The 18,020-nt window shown below is 62.7% G+C and carries 16 protein-coding genes; 14 read left to right on the forward strand and 2 right to left on the reverse strand.

Annotation, left to right across the window (positions count from 1 at the left end; genetic code table 11):
* Positions 1-39: 39 nt before the first annotated feature.
* A complete protein-coding gene (locus FHK92_RS12685; RefSeq protein WP_181288373.1) occupies positions 40-2,169 on the reverse strand; it encodes a TonB-dependent siderophore receptor in 2,130 nt (709 codons plus the stop codon).
* 82 nt (positions 2,170-2,251) lie between these two features.
* Positions 2,252-3,664: an aminotransferase-like domain-containing protein gene (locus FHK92_RS12690; protein WP_181288374.1), complete on the reverse strand. Its 1,413-nt coding sequence runs from the start codon at positions 3,662-3,664 to the stop codon at positions 2,252-2,254.
* Between the two features lie 128 nt (positions 3,665-3,792).
* On the opposite strand from FHK92_RS12690, the gene FHK92_RS12695 reads away from it, so the two are divergent.
* From FHK92_RS12695 to FHK92_RS12760, 14 genes are all read left to right on the forward strand, one after another.
* Complete coding sequence (locus tag FHK92_RS12695) at positions 3,793-4,959, forward strand: MFS transporter (RefSeq protein WP_181288375.1); 1,167 nt, start codon at positions 3,793-3,795, stop codon at positions 4,957-4,959.
* Positions 4,960-5,166: 207 nt separating this feature from the next.
* Positions 5,167-5,838: a GntR family transcriptional regulator gene (locus tag FHK92_RS12700; protein WP_181288376.1), complete on the forward strand. Its 672-nt coding sequence runs from the start codon at positions 5,167-5,169 to the stop codon at positions 5,836-5,838.
* A 108-nt stretch (positions 5,839-5,946) separates the two neighbouring features.
* Complete coding sequence (locus FHK92_RS12705) at positions 5,947-6,879, forward strand: 4-hydroxyproline epimerase (RefSeq protein WP_181288377.1); 933 nt, start codon at positions 5,947-5,949, stop codon at positions 6,877-6,879.
* On the forward strand, positions 6,876-7,991 hold the full coding sequence (locus tag FHK92_RS12710) for an NAD(P)/FAD-dependent oxidoreductase (RefSeq protein ID WP_181288378.1): 1,116 nt from the start codon (positions 6,876-6,878) through the stop codon (positions 7,989-7,991). Before FHK92_RS12705 ends, FHK92_RS12710 begins: the two co-directional genes overlap by 4 nt.
* Positions 7,992-8,149: 158 nt before the next feature.
* A complete protein-coding gene (locus tag FHK92_RS12715; protein ID WP_181288379.1) occupies positions 8,150-8,386 on the forward strand; it encodes a 2Fe-2S iron-sulfur cluster-binding protein in 237 nt (78 codons plus the stop codon).
* The gene (locus tag FHK92_RS12720; RefSeq protein WP_181288380.1) at positions 8,383-9,639 is read left to right on the forward strand and encodes an NAD(P)/FAD-dependent oxidoreductase; all 1,257 of its coding nucleotides are present in this window, start codon (positions 8,383-8,385) and stop codon (positions 9,637-9,639) included. The genes FHK92_RS12715 and FHK92_RS12720 overlap by 4 nt, the downstream gene beginning before the upstream one ends.
* A gap of 306 nt (positions 9,640-9,945) precedes the next feature.
* Positions 9,946-10,695, forward strand: coding sequence for an AraC family transcriptional regulator (locus tag FHK92_RS12725; protein WP_181288381.1), 750 nt, complete (start codon positions 9,946-9,948; stop codon positions 10,693-10,695).
* Positions 10,696-10,924: 229 nt separating this feature from the next.
* Positions 10,925-11,743: an ABC transporter substrate-binding protein gene (locus tag FHK92_RS12730; protein WP_181288382.1), complete on the forward strand. Its 819-nt coding sequence runs from the start codon at positions 10,925-10,927 to the stop codon at positions 11,741-11,743.
* A gap of 10 nt (positions 11,744-11,753) precedes the next feature.
* A complete protein-coding gene (gene lhpI / locus FHK92_RS12735; protein WP_181288383.1) occupies positions 11,754-13,532 on the forward strand; it encodes a cis-3-hydroxy-L-proline dehydratase in 1,779 nt (592 codons plus the stop codon).
* The gene (locus tag FHK92_RS12740; protein WP_181288384.1) at positions 13,525-14,190 is read left to right on the forward strand and encodes an amino acid ABC transporter permease; all 666 of its coding nucleotides are present in this window, start codon (positions 13,525-13,527) and stop codon (positions 14,188-14,190) included. Before lhpI ends, FHK92_RS12740 begins: the two co-directional genes overlap by 8 nt.
* A 12-nt stretch (positions 14,191-14,202) precedes the next feature.
* Entirely contained in the window at positions 14,203-14,853 is a 651-nt protein-coding gene (locus FHK92_RS12745) for an amino acid ABC transporter permease (protein WP_181288385.1), read from the forward strand.
* Positions 14,846-15,568: an amino acid ABC transporter ATP-binding protein gene (locus tag FHK92_RS12750; protein ID WP_181288386.1), complete on the forward strand. Its 723-nt coding sequence runs from the start codon at positions 14,846-14,848 to the stop codon at positions 15,566-15,568. The genes FHK92_RS12745 and FHK92_RS12750 overlap by 8 nt, the downstream gene beginning before the upstream one ends.
* A 138-nt stretch (positions 15,569-15,706) precedes the next feature.
* Complete coding sequence (locus tag FHK92_RS12755; protein ID WP_181288387.1) at positions 15,707-16,735, forward strand: trans-3-hydroxy-L-proline dehydratase; 1,029 nt, start codon at positions 15,707-15,709, stop codon at positions 16,733-16,735.
* 191 nt (positions 16,736-16,926) lie between these two features.
* The gene (locus FHK92_RS12760; RefSeq protein ID WP_181288388.1) at positions 16,927-17,844 is read left to right on the forward strand and encodes a dihydrodipicolinate synthase family protein; all 918 of its coding nucleotides are present in this window, start codon (positions 16,927-16,929) and stop codon (positions 17,842-17,844) included.
* The last annotated feature ends 176 nt before the right edge of the window (positions 17,845-18,020 follow it).

The raw sequence follows: 18,020 nt of genomic DNA on the forward strand, positions 1-18,020 counted from the left end.
CGGAGGCAGGACCTCCGGGGTTTTTCATGCAGCCTTGATCTACAGCGTGTAGGAGATGCCCGCCTGCACCGTCCGCGGTGCGCCCGGGTAGGCATAGACGCCACCAAACGCGCCTTCTTCGTAATCGGCGTCGAACAGGTTCTTCAGGTCGAGGTTGAGGCGGATACGCTCGTTGACTTTGTAGTAACCGAGCAGGTCGACGACGGTGTAGTCGTCCATGGTGAAGGTCGTCGCCGCCGTGTTGCCAGCTCGCTCATCGACATACCTTGCGCCAAGGCCCAGGCCGAGCCCCTTCAAACCACCATTTTGAAATTCATAGACGTTCAACAGGGTGAAGCTGTTCTTCGGCACGTTTAGCAAGCGAGTGCCGGTGGGAATGTTGGTGTCCTTGGTCACCTCGGCATCGACGTAGGCGTAGCCACCAATCATCCGCCATTCCGGCGTCAGGTTGCCCGCCACGTTCAAGTCGAAGCCACGGCTGCGTACTTCGCCGGCGGCCACTTTGAAATCGGGATCGGCTGGGTCATTGGTCAACACGTTGCGTTTTTCGATCTGATACACCGCGGCATCGACGCTCAACTGACGATCCAGGGCCTCCCACTTGACGCCCATTTCGTAGGACTTGCCCTCTTCCGGTTTAAAGCCTGCGCCCGCACTGCTGCGTCCCGTGTTGGGTTTGAACGAACGCGCAGTATTGGCGTACACCGCGACTGTGTCGGTTAGGTCGTAGATGACGCCCAGGCGTGGCGTCACCGCGTTGTGGCTTTCATTCCAGTTTCCGGTCTGGGTCACGAATGTCTCGTACTCATGCTCGAACCGCTCGAAACGCGCCCCCGCCAGCACCTTCAGCCGCTCGGTCAGCGCCACCTGATCCTGGACAAACACACCGAAGGTCTTGAGGTTTTCCTGGTCATCGGTCGGCGTACGGGTCAATGCCGGACGCGGCTGGCCATACACCGGATCAAAAATGTCGATCGGATAGGCGCCGAAGCCGCCGGCAGAACGCTGGATGATGGACTCGTAGTTGTAGTCCTCGTATTCAACGCCGGTCAGCAGCGTATGTTCAAACCCACCCGTGGAAAAATGCCCGGTGAGGTTGAGCTGGGTGTCACGGTCGGTCCATTCCAGCTTGCGATAATTGAAGTTACGCCCAAGGGTGCGCCCATCGGCGGCGATGCCGTTGCCCTCCACCGCGTTGCCCTGCAAGGTGCCGTCGAGCCATTGGGTACCGCCGGCCAAGGTCCAGTCGTCGTTGAGCATGTGCTCGAAACGCACCTGCAGCATGTTGTTGTCGTTGTGCAACTTGCCGGCGTCTTTTTCACCGAAAAAAGTATCCCGCGACGCGGTGCCACGTTGGCCGGCGTAATGCGTCAAGCCACGGTCCAACGGCGCATTGTTGCGCATGAAATCGCCTTCGAACGTCAGGCGCGTGGTGTCGTTGACCTGCCAACTCACCACCGGCGCAATGCCGTAACGCTCGGTCTCGACGTGATCGCGGAACGTGTCGCCTCCCTCGCCCACCACGTTCAGGCGATACGCCAGGCGACCTTCGTCATCCAGCGGGCCCGACGTATCCAGGGTGCCGCGACGCATGCCCTGGTCGCTGACCTGGCTGCCCAATGTGACCGTGCGCTCGGACAACGGTTGCTTGGACACCACGTTGAACGTGCCGCCCGGGTCGCCACGGCCATAAAGCATGGTGGCCGGGCCACGCAGCACTTCCAGGCGCTCGATGGTGTTGGCGTCGGGCATGTTCGGGTAACCCCGGTTGATCGGGAAACCGTTGCGGTAGAACTCACCCGTGGTAAAGCCGCGCACGGTAAACGTGGTCAGGCCCTGGCCGCCGAAATTGTTACCCCGGCCGACGCCGCCGGCATAATCGAGGGCGTCTTGCAGGCGCGTGGCGCTGAGGTCTTCGACGACGTCGCGGGACACCACCGATATGGACTGCGGGGTTTCATGGATGGCGGTGTCGGTACGCGTGGCGCTGGCCGAACGCGTGGCGTGATAGCCCTTTACCGGGCCCTGTGCAGTTTCGAAATCCGAGGTGCCGACGATGTCGGTGGCCTGCAACTCCAGCGGCGCCCTGGCCGCCATGCCGGGTTCTTCTGCCCAGGTGGAAATGGAATAAGCCTGGAGCACACACAATGAAACGAGTATCCGACGCATCGACACACAATCCTGACGAAAGAACGCCGGCCCCCGTAAGAGCCGGCAAGAAATGTGTCGCGAAAGATACAGTAACTCATTCCTATTTGATATCTATTCCCATTAGCACTGGCGTTCCAACAACCGACTCTTGCCCGATCTGCCTGAAAAAAGCCTGGGCCCGCACGTCCTGGGTAAACGCGACGTTGAGCCGCAGCCAGTCACACGCCTGCCCTTGCGGCAAGAACGTCGAGCCTTGGGACAGTTGGATTTGCAACTGCTCGGCAATTTGCCGCACCCGATCAGCCTGCACATGCCGGGGCCGGGCCCAGACGAACAATCCCCCACTCGGCTCGGCAAACACCTCCCAGTGAGCCGGATCAAGCAAGCGCAATGTGTTCGCCATCTGCTTGTTCAAGCGCACACGCAAACGCTGGAGCAGCTTGCGGTAAGCACCGTTGGCCAGCAGCGTCGCCACGACGTTTTCCGCCAGCAATGAACAGCCGATGCCGGTCACCATCTTTACCTCGGCGAGGCGCTTGATGACTTCGGGCTGCGCGACCACATAGCCGATGCGCAACGAGCTGGACAGCGTCTTGGAAAAACTCGCCAGGTAAATCACCCGGTCCAAGGCGTCGAGGGATGCCAGCCGCGACGTCGGACCGTTCTGGAAATCGGCGTAGATGTCGTCTTCGATGAGGCGAAAGTCGTGCAGCGTCGCTAACTGCAACAAACGATACGCCACGCTCGGCGCCAGGCTGGTGCCGGTGGGGTTCTGGTACATGCTATTGATGAAGAAATACGAAGGCTTATGGACGTCGAGCAAGCGTTCCAGGCTGGCGATATCCGGGCCTTGGGCGGTTCTGGGCACCGCCAGGGTCTTGACCCCGTGCAGCTTCAGCAGGTTGAACAAATTGTAATAACCGGGGCTTTCCACCAGCACCAAATCGCCAGGCTTGAGGAGCGTGCGCACCAACAAGTCCAGGCCGTGGCTCGCGCCCTGGGTGGTGAGGATCTGTTGCGGGTCGACGTGAATGTCGATCAGGCCCAAGCGTTTCTGGATGTGCAGGCGCAGATGAGCAGAGCCCAGCGGCGTGCTGTAGTTGAACAGTGCCTGATTGTCGCTGCGCACCACCTGGCGGATCGCCTGGCCGAGGTCCGTATCGTCGCGCCAGGCGTCTGGTAGCCAGCCACACCCTAGCTTGAGTTGGGTGGATTCGTTGTCGAACAGCCGCCAGCCAACCGCCTCTTCCATATCCGGCGCCGACGCCTGGGGCATCTGCTGCGCCACGAAAAATCCCGAACCATGCCGGGATTCCAACACACCGCTGGCCACCAATTGGTCATAGGCCTTGATCACGCTCGACAGGCTCAAGCCGTTTTCCGTCGCCAATTGGCGGATCGACGGCATGCGGGCACCTGGGCGGATGCCATGGGTGTTTATCCACTCCGTAAGACTGGCAATCAGTTGCCGGACCAACGAACCCGTGGCGTTGCGATCGATGTTCAGGTCCATGCGCGGGGCCCCAAGTGTTCTCGAATTTCCGGCGAACAGTTAACCATAAAAGCCTCACGGCTGTTCCTTGTTTGCGGGCGGTCCGGCCGGGATAGTCCATCCAGACTCCACACTTCAAGGAAATACGCTTGGACACACAGCAACGACACTCATGGGGATTGGCGTTCGGTCTTTGCCTGATCACCCTCGCGGTCAACCTCCAGGCGCCGCTGTATACCACCTATGCGCAGCTTTCGGGTTACGGCGCGGGCGCCACGGCGGTGGCATTTTCCGGTTATGTATTGGGCGTGTTGCCGGTGCTGCTGGCGTTCGGCGGACTGGCCGACCGGGTGGGCCGAAAACCCTTGATCGTGACGGCGCTTTGCCTGTCGATGTTGGCGACGGTGATCACGGTGATCTGGCCGAACCTGATAGCACTGGGCGTGGCGCGCTTGATGATGGGCGTCGGCACCGGCTTGGCCTCGGCGACGTCCACCGCCTACATGGTGGAGCTGATGCCGACGAGCGATGCGCGATCGCCGGCCAATCGGGTCACGGCCAGCACTTCCCTGGGTTTTGGCCTGGGCGCGGCGTTGACCAGTTTTTTCCTGTTCGCCCACCACAGCGTCACGCCGGGCAGTTTCTGGTTGCAGTTGGTGTTGGCGGCGCTGGCGATCTTCGTGGTTGCGCGGCTGCCGGACCCCGCCCCGAGCACCCGGCACGCAGCGCTGTTACGCCTGCCGTTGTTTCCCACTGGCAGCCTGCCCTACAGTTTTTCCATGTTGCTGGCCTGGGCGACGTCCGGGCTGGTGATCGCCATCCTGCCTTCGGTGCTCGCCGCCCATGACTTGCAGCGCTGGTCCGGCCTGTCGACCTTTACCGTCATCAGTTGTGGGCTGATCTTCCAGCCTTGGGTGAAACGCATGCAACCGGCCAGGGCCACGGGATTGGGGCTGTTGGTCCTGCCGTTGAGCTACGCGTTGCTTGCCTGGGGCGCTAGCCAGGGTTCGCTGGCCGCCGTGTTGCTCGGTGCGCTGGGTGCCAGCAGTGCCTGTTACGGTTTTCTTTACCTGGGCGGGTTGTCGGCCATCACCGCCATGGCCGGTGCGCAAAAAGCCCGGGTCAGCGCGGGATTCTTCCTGTTTGCGTATGTCGGGTTCAGTCTCCCGGTCGTGGTGACCGGGTGGCTGGTCGACCATTTCGGCGCCGACGTGGCGTTGATCGTGTTCGGCCTGGCGCTGCTGGCGGGGGCGTCTGTTACCGGATGGCGCATCGTCCGGACAGAGGCTTGTGTGAGCCAGCTGTCCCAAGGCTGAGCACACTAACCTGTGGCGAGGGAGCTTGCTCCCGCTGGGTTGCGCAGCGACCCCAACATTCTGCGATTGCTGCGCAATCGAGCGGGAGCAAGCTCCCTCGCCACAGGAGTCTGGCTGAAGAATTGGGGGAAGCCTGGGGCAGCCTCGACACCGCACCCAGCAAAGTCGTATACCATATCCCCCACCTAAGCCGAACGACCCGCCGCCGTGACCTTATCCAAGTTCAACCTGCCCGACCTGGGCAACACCCCGTCCACTTCGGAAATCATTACCCGTCATCTGCGCGACGCCATTGTGGCCGGGCATTTCGCCGAGGACGAGCCGATCCGCCAGGATGACATCGCCCGCCAATTCAACGTCAGCAAGATCCCCGTGCGCGAAGCGCTCAAGCGCCTTGAAGCCGAGGGCCTGGTGATGTTCCAGCGCAATCGCGGGGCGATGGTCACGCGGATTTCCGAGGCGGAACTGGCGCAGATGTTCGAGGTGCGGATGCTGCTGGAGGACAAGGTACTGCGCCTGGCGATTCCCAACATGACCGAAGCGACGTTCGCCCGCGCCGAAAGCATCTGCCAGGAGTTCATCGGCGAGGATGACGTCGGTCGCTGGGCCGAGCTGAACTGGCAATTGCATGCCTGCCTCTATGAGCCGGCGCAACGGCCGTTCATGGTGAGCCTGATCCGCTCGGTCCACGACAAACTCGAGCGTTACCTGCGCATGCAGATGAGCCTGTCCGCCGGCAAGGAGCGCGCCGACCATGAACACCGCGAGATTCTCGACGCCTGCCGCGCCAGGGATGTGGAGCGCGCGGTGAAATTGCTGGACGAGCACATTGCCGGCGTCTGCAAGACCCTGTTCGAGTTCTTGCCGTCGAGCCGATGATTTCTCGGCACTGTGCTGATTTCGTCATCACCGACAACTAAAACCATCAAGCCGCTATCCCCGGCACGCGCCACGCTTGTGTCCACTCATCTGAATGGACGTGGCGCCATGAAACGCATCACCGTGATCGACTCCCACACCGGCGGCGAACCGACCCGACTGGTGACCGACGGATTCCCCGACCTGGGCCAGGGCAGCATGGCCGAACGCCGACAACGCCTGGCCGAGCAGCACGACGCCTGGCGCACCGCGTGCGTGTTGGAACCTCGCGGCAGCGATGTGCTTGTAGGTGCGTTGCTGTGCGAACCGGTGGACCCGGCCGCCTGTGCCGGCGTGATTTTCTTCAACAACAGCGGCTACCTGGGCATGTGTGGCCACGGCACCATTGGCCTGGTGGCGTCATTGGCCCATCTGGGCCGGATCGGCCCCGGCGTGCACAGCATCGAGACACCCGTGGGCACGGTGCAAGCGACCTTGCATGAGGATCGCTCGGTCAGCGTGCGCAACGTGCCTTCCTATCGCTATCGCAAGGGCCTGCGTCTCGAAGTGCCGGGCATTGGGCCGGTGACCGGCGATGTGGCGTGGGGCGGCAATTGGTTCTTCCTGATCGCCGACCATGGCCAGCGCGTGGCGGGTGACAACCTCGACGCACTCACCGCCTACACCTTCGCCGTGCAGCAAGCTTTGGAACAGCAAGGTTTTCGCGGTGAGGACGGCGGCCTGATCGACCATATCGAGCTGTTCGCCGACGATCCCCAGGCCGACAGTCGCAATTTCGTGCTGTGCCCTGGCAAAGCCTACGACCGCTCGCCCTGCGGCACCGGCACCAGCGCCAAACTGGCGTGCCTGGCGGCCGACGGCAAATTGCAACCCGGGCAGATCTGGCGCCAGGCCAGTGTCATCGGCAGCGAATTCGAAGGGTCGTATGAGCGCTCGGGCGAGCGCATCGTGCCGACCATTCGCGGCCGGGCCTACATCAGCGCCGAAAGCACCTTGATCATCGAGCCGGACGATCCGTTCGCCTGGGGCATTCGTTCGTGAGCGAAGGCCATGTCGCAGACGTGATCGTCATTGGCGCCGGCATCATCGGCGCGGCCTGCGCCCGAAGCCTGGCTCAGCGGGGTTTGCAGGTGTTGGTGCTGGACGCCGGCTGGCACGGTGCAACGGCGGCCGGCATGGGCCACTTGCTGGTGCTTGATGACAACACGGCGGAGCTGGCCCTCAGTCAATATTCCCTGCGACGCTGGCGGGAGTTGGCGCCTGCGCTGCCCGACGCTTGTGCCTGGCGCAACAACGGCACTTTATGGCTGGCGGCCAACGCCGAGGAAATGGCCGTCGCCCACCGTAAATACCTGAACCTGATGGCCCATGGCGAGGCCTGCGAACTGATTGGCCGCGCCACCTTGCACCAGCGTGAACCGGAACTGCGGGCGGACCTGGAGGGTGGGTTGCTGATCAAGGGCGACGGCATTCTCTACGCCCCCGCCGCCGCACGCTGGATGCTCGATCACGCCAATATCAGCCAGCAGCGCGCCGAGGTCAGCGAAGTGGACGGCCACCGTGTGCGCCTCGCCGACGGTCGTTGGCTCAGCGCCGAAGCCGTCGTGCTTGCCAACGGCATCCAGGCCACCGCCCTGTGCCCGGAACTCCCGATCGAACCCAAGAAAGGCCACCTATTGATCACCGATCGCTACCCCGCCACCGTCAGCCACACCCTGGTCGAGCTGGGTTACGTCACCAGCGCACACAACGCCAGCGGACCGTCGGTAGCCTGCAACATCCAACCGCGCCCGACGGGACAATTGTTCATCGGCGCTTCGCGGCAGTTCGGCAACGTCGATCCCGAGGTGGAAGGCTGGATGCTGGCGAAGATGCTCAAACGCGCCGTTGACTACATGCCAGGGCTGGCGCACCTCAACGGCATCCGCGCCTGGACCGGTTTTCGCGCGGCGAGCCCCGACGGCTTGCCGCTGGTGGGACAACATCCGCAGCGCCCAGGCCTTTGGCTTGCGGTAGGCCATGAAGGGCTCGGTGTCACGACCGCACCGGCCACCGCTGACCTGCTGGTTGCCCAGCTGTTCAACGAAACCGCGCCGCTGGCCGCGCAACCTTACCTGCCGCAGCGCTTTTTGGGAGAACCGGCCCATGCCTGAAGCCCATCACATATTCCCTGTGGCGAGGGAGCTTGCTCCCGCTGGGGCGCGAAGCGGCCCTGTTTTGGCTCTGCTGCGCAGACCAGCGGGAGCAAGCTCCCTCGCCACGGGATCGGTGCATCCTCTTGAGATCCGCTTCACCAAGGAGTATCGGCCCCATGCCTGAGTTATTCCTGGACGGCCGCCTGCTGTCAGTCGCCAACGGCACCACCGTCGCGGCAGCATTGGCGTTGGGTGCCGACGGTTGCAGTCGCACCTCGGTCAGCGGCCAACGCAGAGCGCCCTTGTGCGGCATGGGTATCTGCCAGGAATGCCGGGTGATGATCGACGGCCGTCGGCGCCTGGCCTGCCAGACCTTGTGCCGCGACGGCATGCACGTGGACACCCGACCATGACCGAATTCGCCGACATCCTTATCATCGGCGCCGGCCCCGCCGGCATGGCCGCGGCCCTTGCTGCGGAGAGTAGCGGTGCACGCATCGTGCTGCTGGACGACAACCCGAATCCTGGCGGACAGATCTGGCGCGACGGACCCCAGGCCCACTTGCCTGCCGAGGCGCGACAAATGCGAGAGCGCTTGCGCGCCTACGCCAACGTGCACTGCCACGTGGACACCCGGGTAATCGCCAACGCTGCCGAGAAAACCCTGTTGGTGGAAAATGCCGAGCAGGGTTGGTTGATCGCTTACGACCGTTTGATCCTGTGCACCGGCGCCCGGGAATTGCTGCTGCCCTTCCCCGGCTGGACGCTGCCTGGTGTCACCGGTGCTGGCGGGCTGCAAGCGCTGGTCAAGGGCGGTCTGCCCGTGCGCAGCGAGCGACTGGTCATTGCCGGCAGCGGTCCTCTGTTGTTGGCAAGCGCTGCCACGGCCCGGCATCACGGGGCGCAAGTGCTTCGAATTGCCGAACAGGCCAGCCGCGCGGCCGTGGCGAGTTTCGCCGCAAAACTGCCCCGTTGGCCGGGCAAGCTATGGCAGTCGTTCAGCCTGTTCGATGCTCACTACCGCACCGGCACTCATGTGCTGGAAGCCCTGGGGCGGGACAAGCTCGAAGGCGTGCGTCTGCTGCAACAAGGCAAGACGGTAGAGTTGGCCTGCGACCGTTTGGCCTGTGGCTTCGGGCTGATTCCCAATACCCAGCTGGGCCAGGCGCTGTGTTGCGCGCTCGATGGACAGGCGCTTGCGGTTGATGAGTTCCAGGCCACCACACGCGACGACCATTACGCCGCTGGCGAATGCACTGGTTTCGGCGGCAGCGAACTGGCGCTGGTCGAAGGAGCCATCGCCGGCTACGCCGCGGTCGGCAATAGCGCTGCCGCCCAGCAACTATGGCCACGGCGCGTGCGCTGGCAGGGTTTCGCCCGGGCATTGAACCAGGCGTTTGCTCTGGATGGCCGTTTGAAAAGCTTGGCGCGGGGCGATACGTTGGTCTGTCGCTGTGAGGATGTCCCCTATGAGGCGCTGAGCGGCCATACCGATTGGCGCGAAGCGAAGCTGGCCAGCCGTTGCGGGATGGGGGCTTGTCAGGGCCGGGTTTGCGGTGCGGCGCTGGAACATTTGTTTGGCTGGAAGTCGCCGGTTCCTCGTCCTCCATTTAGTCCGGCACTGGTTGAGACGTTGATCAGGCTGGAAGATGCGTCGTCTGGCTGAGAACGGTTGTCTGCGATTGCTCCATCGACCTCTCCCTGGTAGGCACCGCGCTTCCCCTGTGGGAGCGAGCCTGCTCGCGAAGAGGCCGCTACATCCAGAATTTTCATCGGCTGAGCCTCCGCCTTCGCGAGCAGGCTCGCTCCCACACGGATCTATTCAGCAGCCACAAAATTCATGCAGTGGTTGGGGCAAAAGCGCTTCCGAAGAAACGGATATACGTCTGGAAAGCCTCGCTCACGACAAGCCGTGACAAATACCGCATTTCAATCAAGACTCCACCTCTGAACATAAAGACGAAGCAGCGCCATGTATCCCTCGCTGACCACCTTCACTCCGTGCGACCTGGACACCCTGCTACGCAGCCTGCAACCCATCGCGCCGTTGCTCGATACCCTCACGGACACGGTGTTTTTCATTAAGGACGACCAGGCCCGCTACGCCTTCGTCAACCAGACCCTCGCCCGGCGTTGCGGCTTCAAGCAATGCGATGGCCTGCTCGGCCTCACCGCAGAACAGGTATTCCCGGAGCGCTTCGGCCCGCTGTACACCGAACAGGATCGACGCGTGCTCGCCAGCGGACGCGAGCTGGCCGACCAGCTCGAATTGCACCTTTATTACGGCAACCAGCCGGTGTGGTGCCTGACCCACAAGCTCGCCTTGCGCGAACCCTCAGGCCGGATCGTTGGCCTGGCGGGGATCTCCCGTGATTTGCAATCGCCGCAATCAAGCCATCCGGCCTTTCAGAAACTGGCGGCGGTGGATGCGCATATCAAGCTGCACTTCGCCCGTCCCATCAGCCTGGCCGAACTCACCGCCATTGCCGGCTTGTCGGTGGCGCAATTGGAGCGACACTGCAAGCGCATCTTCCAACTCACGCCCCGGCAGATGATTCACAAGGCGCGCCTGGAGGAGGCCTCGCGACTGTTACTGGAACAGGATTTGCCCATCACCGAAATTGCCCTGCGCTGTGGCTACACCGATCACAGTGCGTTCAGCCGTCAATTCCGTGCGCTGACAAGCCTTTCCCCCAGCCAGTACCGAGAAAACCAGCGCTGACATTGTTCCTTTCCGGGGCGTATTCCCATCCACTGCTCCCATCTGTAACACCGCCTAACGTTCTCTCCCACCGGCTGCCATCCTTACCGATCAAATAATCGACGGATAATCAAAGGCTTATAAAAATCGAGCTGGCAACGCAAAACAGGCACGTCGATTGCTTATCTAATATCGTATACGAAATCCTCAATACGATATCTCACCGCATTTATTCGACAGCGAGGCCTTTATGAAAAACCGTGCATTAGCCGCAGCCCTCAGCGTTGTCCTCTTTCCACTGATTGCACTTCCCGCCCACGCCGACAAGCTCGATGACATCATCGGCTCGGGCAAGCTGCGTTGCGCCGTGACACTGGATTTTCCACCGATGGGCTTTCGCGATGAAAGCAACAAGCCGGCCGGATTCGACGTGGACTATTGCAACGACCTGGCAAAAGTCCTTGGCGTAGACGCCGAGGTGGTCGAAACCCCGTTCTCCGATCGAATCCCGGCACTGATTTCAGGCCGCGCGGATGTCATCGTCGCCTCCACGTCCGATACCCTGGAGCGGGCCAAGACCGTTGGCCTGACCGTGCCCTACTTCGCCTTCCAAATGGTCGTGCTGACCCGCGACGACACTGGCATCAACAGCTATGCCGACCTCAAGGGCAAGAAACTCGGCAACACCAGCAGCACCTATGAAGCCATCGCCCTGGAGAAAGACCAGAAGAGTTGGGGCAGCGGCAGTTTCCGTGCCTATCAGTCGCAGAACGACACATTGCTGGCCGTGGCCCAAGGACACATCGATGCCACCGTCGTCACCAACACCGTGGCCGCCGCCACCATCAAATCGGGCAAGTACAAGGGTCTGAAAATCGCCGGTAATGCGCCCTACGTCATCGACTACGTGTCCCTCGGCGCCAAGCGCAGCGAGTACGGGCTCATCAACTACCTCAACCTGTTCGTCAACCAGCAAGTGCGCACCGGTCGGTACAACGAGCTGTTCGTCAAATGGGTCGGCACGGAAATCCCGCCGGCCAACCTGACCGTGCCTCAGGTCTATTATTGAGGAGCGCGGCATGCCAAGCACGCCTATCTGCTTGCAAGGTCGCAGCCTGGTGGAGGGTGCCGCCCAGGGCACCCTGCTGTTCGCCGACGTTGGCTTGAGCTTCTGGGGCGGAGTCGATGCCGCCACCGGCGAGGTAATCGACCGGCATCACCCCCTTAGCGGCGAATGCCTGGCGGGTCGGGTGTTGGCGATTCCCAGTGGACGTGGATCCTGCACCGGCAGCAGCGTGCTGATGGAACTCATCAGCAACGGCCACGCGCCAGCCGCCCTGGTGCTGGCCGAGGCCGACGAAATCCTGGTCTTGGGTGTGCGGGTGGCCGAGGTGATTTTCCAACGCTCGCTTCCCGTGTTGTGCATCGGTCACGAGGCGTTCGTGGGTTTACGGGGGCAAGGATTCGCGCGCCTCGAGGGCAGTTCCCTGACGTTGTCCGGGCGCCGGCCCAATGATCAATGGTACGCGGCGGATATTCCCTCGCAGCCGCTGGTGTCTTCCACCGTCCGTTTGACCGAGCGGGACCAGGCGTTGCTTGACGGCGCACACGGCAAGGCTGCGCAAGTGGCGATGCAAATTGTCCTGCGCATGGCCGAGATCCAGGGCGCCGATGAGCTGCTGGACATCACCCAGGCGCACATCGACGGCTGCATCTATACCGGCCCGGCCAGCCTGCGTTTTGCCGAACAGTTGGTGCAGTGGGGAGCGAAAGTGAGCGTGCCCACGACACTCAACTCGATTTCCGTGGACCAACGCCGCTGGCGCGAGCTGGGCGTCGACCCGGCGTTGGGCGAACCGGCCAGCGCCTTGGGCGACGCTTATATGGCCATGGGCGCACAGTTGAGCTTCACTTGCGCGCCCTACCTGCTCGACACCGCGCCCGTTGTCGGCGAGCAAATCGTTTGGGCCGAATCGAATGCGGTGGTCTATGCCAACAGCGTGCTCGGCGCTCGCACGCAGAAATACCCGGACTTCCTCGATATCTGCATCGCACTGTGCGGCCGCGCGCCGTTGGCCGGCTGTCATCTCGATGACCAGCGCAAGGCCGGGCTGATCATCGAAGTCCCCAAGCTCGACTCAACGGATGACAGCTTCTACCCGCTGTTGGGTTATCACATCGGCAGTCTGACGGGCCGACGTATTCCGCTGATTCGAGGGCTGGAAAACGCCGCGCCCAACCTCGACGACCTGAAGGCTTTTGGCGCCGCGTTCGCCACCACCAGCGCGGCGCCGCTGTTCCACATCGCCGGGGTGACGCCAGAGGCCATGGACCCGGCCCAGGTTCAGGACCGCCAGGCGCAATTACCGGTGGAAACCTTGGACGCTGCGGGATTGCTCGCCAGTTGGCGCGAACTCAACAGCGCACGGCACAGGCACGTGGACGTGGTTTCCCTGGGCAATCCGCATTTTTCTCTTAGTGAATTCGCCGCGTTGGCACGCCTTTGTGCGGGGCGGTGCAAACACCCCGACGTGGTCCTGGCGATCACCTGCGGCCGGGCCGTGCTGGAGCAGGCGCGCCAAGCCGGTTATCTGGAGGCGATCCAGGCCTTCGGCGCAACGCTGGTGACCGACACGTGCTGGTGCATGCTGGGCGAACCGGTGATCCCGCCGGCCGCCACCACGCTGATGACCAACTCCGGCAAATACGCGCACTACGCACCGGGCCTGGTGGGACGTGGCGTGCATTTCGCCAGTTTGGCCGAGTGCGTCGAGGCCGCCTGCTCCGCCACGGCCAGCGGCGAGCCGCCGAACTGGCTGCAACCCTCCGGCCCCAAGGGGAATCCAAGCCATGTTTGACTACAGCTTCCAATGGCGCCCGGCGTTGCGCGCCCTGCCCGATATGCTCGCCGGCGCCTGGGTGACCTTCGAGACCGCCGCGCTGTCGATGATCTTCGGCGTGCTGATCGCCCTGGTCCTGACGGTGATGCGCCAGGCGCGTCATCCCCTGCTGCGGGGTGTCGGCAACGGCTGGGTATCGATCGCCCGCAACACGCCGTCGTTGTTCCAGATCTACATCCTCTACTTCGGCCTCGGCTCCCTCGGGTTGCACGTCAGTTCGTGGTTCGCCCTGCTGGCGGGCATTACCTTCAACAACGCCGGCTACCTGGCGGAGAACTTTCGCGGCGGCCTCAAGGCCGTGCCAGGCACGCAGATGCGCGCCGCTCGTTCCCTGGGCATGAGCGCGTTCCAGGCCTACCGGATGATCATCGTCCCGCAACTGCTGCGCATCGTTTTCTACCCGCTGACCAACCAAATGGTCTGGGCGGTGCTGATGACGTCCCTGGGCGTGGTGGTCGGCCTGAACAACGACCTCACCGGAGTCACACAGGAATACAACGTCAAGACGTTCCGCACCTTCGAATATTTCGCCCTTGCGGCGCTGCTCTATTACCTGATCGCCAAGTTGATCGTCGGGCTGGCCCGACTGTTGTCCTGGCGCCTGTTTCGTTATTGAGGAGGGCTGGTCATGTTTTCTACAAGCCTTACCGTCAACGACCTGTTGTATCTGCTCGAGGGTGCCTGGGTCACGGTGCAATTGACCGCCTGGTCGATCCTGCTCGGCACCTTGGCCGGGCTACTGTTCGGTTTGCTGCGAGCGCTGTTGCCTCGGGTGAGCCTGCCACTCGCCTGGGTGCTGGATGCGTTTCGCAGCGTGCCGCTGCTGATCCAGTTCGTTCTGTTCAACTCGCTCAAGAGCATCGTCGGCCTGGACCTCAGCGCCTTTGCCGTCGGTTGCATCGTGCTCGGGGTCTATGCCGCTGCGTATTTCACCGAGATCGTCCGGGGTGGCGTGCTGGCGGTGCCGCTGAGTACCCGGCGGGCCAGCCGGTCATTGGGCCTGAGCTATTTGCAGGACCTGCGTTTCATCGTCCTGCCGATTGCCACTCGCGTGGCGTTCCCCGGTTGGCTGAACCTGGTCCTCGGGGTCATGAAAGACACTGCACTGGTGATGTGGATCGGCATCGTCGAGCTGCTGCGGGCTTCGCAAACCATCGTCACGCGGATTCAGGAACCCCTGCTGGTGCTGTGCATCGCGGGCCTCATCTACTACGTCATGAGCCTGGTGGTCGCCCGCCTCGGCGCACGCCTGGAAAGAAGGTGGCAGGAAAATGATTGAGATCGAAAACGTGCACAAATCCTTTGGCAACCTGGAGGTGGTCAAGGGCGTCAGCCTGACGGTGGACAAGGGCGAAGTCGTGTCGATCATCGGTGGCTCCGGCTCCGGAAAATCGACGTTGCTGATGTGCATCAACGGCCTGGAGCCGATCCAGAAAGGCAGTATTCGCGTGGACGGCGTGGAGGTTCACGACAGCGCCACCGACCTCAACCGGCTGCGGCAGAAGATCGGCATCGTCTTCCAGCAATGGAACGCCTTTCCCCACCTGACCGTGCTGGAAAACGTGATGCTGGCGCCGCGCAAGGTGCTGGGCAAGAGCAAGCAGGACGCCGAAGCGCTGGCGGTGCGGCAACTTGAACACGTGGGCCTGGGGGACAAGCTCAAGGCCTTTCCCGGCAAGCTCTCCGGCGGACAGCAGCAGCGCATGGCGATCGCCCGCGCCCTGGCAATGTCGCCGGACTACATGCTGTTCGACGAGGCCACCTCGGCCCTCGACCCGCAACTGGTCGGCGAAGTGCTGGACACCATGCGCATGCTCGCCGAAGACGGCATGACCATGGTGCTGGTGACCCACGAGATCCGCTTCGCCCGGGACGTGTCCGACCGGGTGGCGTTCTTCTGCAACGGGCGGGTCCATGAGATCGGGCCGCCGGACCAGGTGATCGGCAATCCGGTGCAGCCGGAGACGGCGGCGTTCCTGAAATCGGTGAAATAGCGGATGGCCTCTTCGCGAGCAAGCTCGCTCCCACACTGGTTTTGTGTAGGTCGCAATGACCTGCCAGTCACCACAGAACCCTGTGGGAGCGAGCTTGCTCGCGATGAGGCCCGACTAGACAACACAAGGATTTGACTGATGCGCTCATCAAAAATCATCCACATAGTCAGCTGCCACGCCGAAGGCGAAGTCGGCGATGTCATCGTCGGCGGCGTCGCCCCGCCACCCGGCGCCACGGTCTGGGAACAATCACGCTGGATCGCCCAGGACCAGACCCTGCGCAACTTCGTCCTCAACGAGCCCCGTGGCGGAGTGTTCCGCCACGTCAACCTGCTGGTACCGGCCAAGGACCCTCGGGCACAAATGGCCTGGATCATCATGGAGCCGGCCGACACCCCACCGATGTCCGGCTCCAACTCGCTGTGCGTCGCCACCGTGCTGCTGGACAGCGGCATCCTGCCGATGACCGAACCCCAGACGCGATTGGTGCTGGAAGCGCCGGGCGGCTTGATCGAAGCCGTGGCTGATTGCCGCGACGGCAAGGTGCAACGGGTCGAGATTAAGAACGTACCGTCGTTTGCCGACCGCCTCGATGCCTGGATCGAAGTCGAGGGCCTGGGCTCTATGCAGGTGGACACCGCCTATGGCGGCGACAGTTTTGCCATCGTCGATGCCCAACGCCTGGGTTTCGCCATCCGCCCTGACGAAGCGGCCGATCTGGTGGCCGTGGGCTTGAAAATCACCCGGGCCGCCAATGAGCAACTGGGCTTCGTACACCCGTTGAATCCCGACTGGTCGCACATCTCGTTCTGCCAGATTGCCGCGCCCATTGAACGGGAAAACGGCATCGCCACCGGTGCCAATGCCGTCGTCATCCAACCCGGCAAGATCGACCGTTCGCCCACCGGCACCGGTTGCTCGGCACGCATGGCGGTGCTGCACGCCAAGGGCCAGATGCAGGTGGGCGAGCGTTTTATCGGCCGCTCGATCATCGGCTCCGAATTCCACTGCCGGATCGACTCACTGACCGACGTCGCCGGACGCTCGGCGATCTACCCATGCATCGCCGGACGAGCGTGGATCACCGGCACGCACCAATTGCTGCTCGACCCGGCCGATCCATGGCCGCAGGGCTACCGGCTCTCCGATACCTGGCCCGGCGCATGACTTTCAGATTCACCCAACCCCCCTGTGGCGAGGGAGCTTGCTCCCGCTGGGTCGCGAAGCGGCCCCCAGATTCTGACTGACACACCGAGCATGCAGGTTTTGGGACTGCTTCGCAGTCCAGCGGGAGCAAGCTCCCTCGCCACAAAAGCAACCACCTAGATCCGTATACGAAATACCAAAAGGAGACACCCATGAGCAAACGCATCAACTGGAGCGGCGTATTCCCCGCCGTCACCACCCAATTCAACGATGACTTTTCCATCAACCTGGAAAAAACCCATCAGGTCATCTCCAACGTCATCCGCGATGGCGTGTCGGGCCTGGTGGTCTGCGGGTCGGTGGGGGAAAACACCTCACTGAGCGCCGAGGAAAAAATCGCCGTGACCGAAGTCGCGGTGGACGCCTCCCGGGGCCGGGTGCCGGTGATTTGCGGCGTGGCCGAGTTCACCAGCGTGCAGGCCGCCAAGGTCGCCAACGCCGTGCGCAAGGTCGGTGTCGATGGGGTGATGCTGATGCCGGCGTTGGTCTACGGCTCCAAGCCGTTCGAGACCGCCGAGCATTTTCGCTACGTGGCCCGGCATGCCGACGTGCCGCTGATGGTCTACAACAACCCACCGATCTACAAAAACGACGTCACCCCGGACATTCTCATCTCGCTGGCCGACTGCGATAACGTGGTGTGTTTCAAGGATTCTTCCGGCGACACCCGCCGCTTTATCGACGTACGCAACGAAGTCGGCGATCGTTTCGTCTTGTTCGCCGGCCTCGACGACGTGGTGCTGGAAAGCCTCGCCGTAGGCGCCGAAGGTTGGGTGTCGGGCATGTCCAACGTGTTCCCAAAGGAAGGCGAAACCATTTTCCGCCTGGCCCGCGCCGGACGCTTCGCCGAAGCCATGCCGATCTACGAATGGCTGATGCCGATCCTGCACCTCGACGCCCGGGCCGACCTGGTGCAATGCATCAAGCTGTGCGAAGCCATCGCCGGCCGCGGCAGCGCCCTCACCCGCCCACCGCGCCTGGCCCTGCCGGAAGAAGACCGGGTGTATGTGGAGCAGATCATGGCCAAGGCGCTGGCTAACCGGCCCGTGCTGCCGGATGTGGGGCTTTAAGCACCCACGCAGAGGCTCAGGCATTTGGGAAACCCTGTGGGAGCGAGCTTGCTCGCGATAGCGTCGGCACATCCAAGAGGGATGCAAGCTGGACAACCGCTATCGCGAGCAAGCTGAACTGGCCTAATAATTCCGGACACCTCTTAAGGGCGATATGATTTCGCCAACTTGGAGGT

Source organism: Pseudomonas brassicacearum subsp. neoaurantiaca, assembly GCF_013608025.1.
In the GTDB taxonomy this organism is placed as follows: Bacteria; Pseudomonadota; Gammaproteobacteria; order Pseudomonadales; family Pseudomonadaceae; genus Aquipseudomonas.